The sequence below is a fragment of the Heliomarina sp. genome (assembly GCF_052826185.1).
In genome coordinates, this window is the sequence record NZ_JBRBUI010000006.1 from 1 (window position 1) to 4,363 (window position 4,363).

The window sequence follows — 4,363 nt, forward strand, 5'->3', positions numbered from 1 at the left end:
ACTGCCGAAAAAGCCGCGAGACAGCGCCAGTCTCACAAATACCGACTCATCCAGTCTCATAAATACCGGTACAGAATCTCATGAACCCCGACTCGCTTTTCAGGGAAGTGCTTGAATCTCATGAATTCCGGTCTTCTGACACCCGGAAATGCGTTAATTTTGGATGGTAAATTCAACCTATCCTATTATGTCCGATAAGGCAAACTTATTGGACAAAACTGGATACGGCAAAGCGGGGCGGTTAGCACAGTATGTGGTAGAACAAAGCGCCGCCATCGGATAGTGTTGTGGCATGGCATATGCTCGAGCGACCTTCATTGACGACCCTGATATCTTACCTCGGATGCCGCCCTGGGTCACTTCCGCACGCCCCGAAACCCATGAAGATGTGGCGTTTTTGTCGGGCGCGGCGCTCGCGCATCTGCATCTGGTGATCGGGCGCGATGACGTCCCCCAAGCCTTGTTGCGGGAAAGTTTGGCGCTGCGCGCGGCGGAGGCTTGTGTGGTACATTCGGGGCGGCCGGAAAGGGTGGCAGACTTGCGGGATGCGTTGGCGTTTCTGCAGCCGGGTGACAGCCCGGGGCCAGCGGGCGAGAGTTATCTTTCTTGGCGGCGCGCGGTGGAACGGCCGGTGGCGGCCAAGGCATTGAACCGGGCGCTGCCGACTTTGGAACCGGAACAGATCGCAACCTGGCTCGAAGTGGTGAAGGCGGCTCCGGTGACTCAAGCGGCCACCGTCCTGGAGGCCGTTCTTGGAGATCGACCCCGCGACTTCGCCGCCGCACTGCTTCTTGCGGATGCAACTTTGGCGCAGGCGCTCGGGTGGAGCCATGTCCTGCCGCTTCTGGCACTCGGCCTCAAGCGCGGTGATCTTCGAAAAACCGGCGAGGAGTTGCGGTTGACCTGTCATCAGGCAATTGGGAAGGCAGCAGTTGAGACAACGCACCAGGCCATCGATCTGAAACGACGCGCTTCACGGCTCAAAGAGGCCGCACCGAAACTGCGAGCCAGGGGTTCTGACAAGGCAGTGGCCCATTTTCTGGCACGGGATGCCATTGCCCCTACCGCGCTTACCTCACTGCGGTCCGACCGGGCAGCGCGCCGCTTTTGCGACCGGCTGGTGGCGTTAGGGGTCGCCCGAGAGCTCACCGGGCGTGACACCTTCCGCCTTTACGGGATCTAGGCATGGTCAAAGATCACGCCGAAACCGACCTCGACCGGGAATTGGACGATCTGCCAACCGAATTGCGCTGGCGCGAATGGATGCGGCGGATTGAAGCCGTTCTCTTCGCCAGCGCATCGCCGGTGCCGCGCGAGGACCTCGCGCGCGTGGTGGGGCAGGGGGCTTCGGTCGATCTGTTGGTCGAAGACCTGGTCGCCGATCTCGAAGGACGATCCTTCGAAGTGGCGCAGGTGGCCGGCGGCTGGATGCTGCGGACGAGACCGGCCTATGCGGCGGTGATCAGGACGGCCGCAGATGTCGGCGATCAGGATCTCGATCTGCGCGAATACGATGTCGCTGTCCTGGCCGCCATCGCCTACCACCAGCCGATCACACGGGACGGCCTGAAAGACATCTTCGGCAAAGAGATCAGCCGAGATCTGATCGGAAGATTGCATGCGCGTGGATTGATCGTCACCGGGCCACGGTCGCCGCGGCGCGGGGCACCCTATACCTATGTGACGACGGAGCAGTTCCTGGTCGCGTTCGATCTGGAGTCGCTGCAGGACCTGCCCGATCGGGAGCAGATGGAGGATGCAGGGGTCATCAATTCGCAGGCATAGCCGTTGCCAATGATGTGCGGCGGTTTGAATGAAGGCGAACGATGACCTGTTGTAAGTCCGCCAAATCAGGATGTCTGGAGCGCGTCTTTGTTCCCGGTGTGATCTGTGACGTGATCTCTGCACTCAATAACGCCACCAAGTCGGAATGCTTGGGCGCAGCCCGTGCAATGCGGGTCCAGAGATCAATTGCAGGATGCACGGAACGTTTTTGGAGGTGCGTCATTCCATCGGCCAACTGGCGGAACAATACGTAGCGGACCCGGTGCGGCAAGCGCGAAATTGACGTCGGCTGGCCATTGAACGTGAAACAAGCCGCCCCAAGCATGGCGGGCAGGGATGTCTTTCCATGCCGTCCATGTCCCGCAACATGCATTCGAAGCAAATCGTCGATGAGCCGTTCGAGACGCTGCACATCATACTCGGCGGGCAGGGTGGGTTTTCGGAGATCAGCATCACACCAGACGCAGAATTGTTGCCGCAGAAGCCGGTTTTGTCGTGAAGGCGCAATGCCGCCGCCGCAGGCAGGGCATTGGTCGCGCAAGCTGCATCCATGCCGAAAGCAGGAAACGCGCGTCGCCAAAGTCCAGCCGCGCCGGAAGAACGGTGCGCGATCCTCTTTCAGGCATGCCGGGCAATATTGCAGCCGATTGACCCGGGCGGTCGATGCGCGGGCATCTCCTGATCCTGTGGTCTGCCGCATGCGCAACCGGGTCAGCGGGTCGCGGTTCAAAGCCAAGCCATCAATATCCTCGGTAGGCAACCGCGTTCGCTCGACCAGCAAATTGAGGATTCGCCCGGGAAGGTCACGGTCAAGCTTCGCAGACCAATCTCCACCTGCGACATCCAGAACCCGCCCAAAATATTGAGGTGGAATTCCATTGGCCATGGCCAGCCGATGCAGCCAGCTCGACAGCAGCTCTCCGGGTGCCGGTTCAACAACGACGGGCCAGCCATGCCCCACCTCATTGCCGTAGTCGCGCGCAGGTGTGACTGTGATCTCGGACGCAGACTGGGTCACATCATTTCGCGGCGCAAAGGAGCATTTCGGCGTTTCGACAGGGGCGTGTAACCAAGCGAGGCGATGGTCGCTTCAGAAATGTGTTCCTCGCCGTTCCTTATCGCCGTGATAGCCGCGTTGCTCACGATATCGACGACCTCTCCGATCAAGCCCTCTGACAATTCATGGATGATCTCAGCCAGTGACGGTCGCGACAGGTCCGAGGCGCGGGCGAGAGGCATGCAGGTTTCAAGACTATCGAGGAGCGTCGCGAAATCCTCGTCATACGCCCATCTGGGAACAGGGATCGTATCGAACCGCGATCCCATCTCCTCGGTGTCGTGTACCGCGTCATAGACCGCAACCTCGCCGACCAGTACGGGCGAGATATCGTGGACACTTGCGATGCGGCGCAGGAACGAAAAGATAGATTTCACGTCCTGTCGGCGCCCTCGAAGGGCGCTGTGAAACTCATCGAAGATGAGCAGGCGGGGTTTCAAGCTGTCCAGCAAATGATCCACCTGCTCGCCCGCGCGCGACAGGCTTCGCCAACCAGAGGCCTGAGGCGCGCGCAACCCGGCAAGAATGCTGGCATAGAAGTGAGACAGTCCGGCACCTTCTCGGGTCTGGATCACCCAGATCCTTTGACGTTCTGACTGACGCAAATGTTCAATCGCGAAGCGTTCGGCGATCATCGTCTTGCCATTGTGATAAGGGCCCGTCAGCAAGAGCCCTCTGGGGCGCAAAGTTACTGGCCGATCGAGTAGCAGACGCATGGCGTTATGGGCGCGACTTGCAACAGGATGGCTGATCCAACGGGCCGTCCGGATATGGGCGATGCGGCACGCGTCACCGGCATCGAGAAGTGATGCGGCGGAGTCCAGGAGGTGATCCGTCATTTCACCAATCCTCAACCGGAAAGACGCGGCGCGGGCGCTCAGGGTCAGGTGTTTCGCGGATTGGTGTCGGGGAAGAAGTGAGGCTCTGGTAGGGTTTCGGCGCATGAGCCGCATGCCTGGCCCGTGCGACTTCCTTCAGCCTTTGCTTCTTCGATGCCGAGGCATCTACCGTCGCCGCGATTTCGCGGCGGATCGCGGTCTTCTCCTCGATCGGGCGTCGGCCGGTTTCGCGCGCTCGGCTTCTCTCGGCCCTGTGCTGCCAGACGGTGACCGCCTCAAGCAGTCCATCCCGCCGCTCCACAGGGCGCCAGGCTCCTGTATCGGGATCCTTGATGTAGATGTGACTAATGTCCCGAGGATCATAACGAACATCGAGAGCACCCAATCGATCACGGCGGGCGACCAACGGGCCCAACCATGGATCGAAATAGTCGTTGGCAAACAGGCTGACACCTTGAGGTGAAATCCTGCGTGTCTTGTTCGGGAGAAAGCTGAGCAGAACGTCGAAAGGGTTGTCTTCCGGGCCGTCCGGCTGACGGCATTTTCGTTCCCATTCATTGGTCGGGACTGTCAGCTTGCGTTCATTCTGGCTAAGATTGTGATCGATAATCGCCAGCGCGATACAGCGTTCGAGGTCTGCAAAGTTGAGCCTCGCACGGTCTTCGGACAGATACTCACCCCG

5 protein-coding genes are annotated in these 4,363 nt (G+C 60.0%); 2 read left to right on the top strand and 3 right to left on the bottom strand.

The window, feature by feature from the left end; genetic code table 11:
- Positions 1-292 precede the first annotated feature (292 nt).
- Together ACU0FH_RS00520 and scpB are read left to right on the top strand one after the other, a co-directional pair.
- Complete coding sequence (locus ACU0FH_RS00520) at positions 293-1,183, top strand: DUF1403 family protein (protein WP_446192910.1); 891 nt, start codon at positions 293-295, stop codon at positions 1,181-1,183.
- 2 nt (positions 1,184-1,185) lie between these two features.
- Positions 1,186-1,785 carry an SMC-Scp complex subunit ScpB gene (gene scpB, locus ACU0FH_RS00525; RefSeq protein WP_054540543.1) on the top strand — a complete coding sequence of 200 codons (600 nt, stop codon included), beginning with the start codon at positions 1,186-1,188 and terminating at the stop codon, positions 1,783-1,785.
- Here the strand turns inward: scpB and ACU0FH_RS00530 are convergent.
- From ACU0FH_RS00530 to ACU0FH_RS00540, 3 genes are all read right to left on the bottom strand, one after another.
- On the bottom strand, positions 1,769-2,803 hold the full coding sequence (locus ACU0FH_RS00530) for a TniQ family protein (protein ID WP_238372990.1): 1,035 nt from the start codon (positions 2,801-2,803) through the stop codon (positions 1,769-1,771). The genes scpB and ACU0FH_RS00530 overlap by 17 nt on opposite strands.
- Positions 2,800-3,681, bottom strand: coding sequence for a TniB family NTP-binding protein (locus ACU0FH_RS00535; protein ID WP_054540544.1), 882 nt, complete (start codon positions 3,679-3,681; stop codon positions 2,800-2,802). Before ACU0FH_RS00535 ends, ACU0FH_RS00530 begins: the two co-directional genes overlap by 4 nt.
- Before the next feature lies 1 nt (position 3,682).
- The coding region (locus ACU0FH_RS00540) for a Mu transposase C-terminal domain-containing protein (protein ID WP_446192911.1) at positions 3,683-4,363 on the bottom strand (681 nt) is incomplete at its 5' end.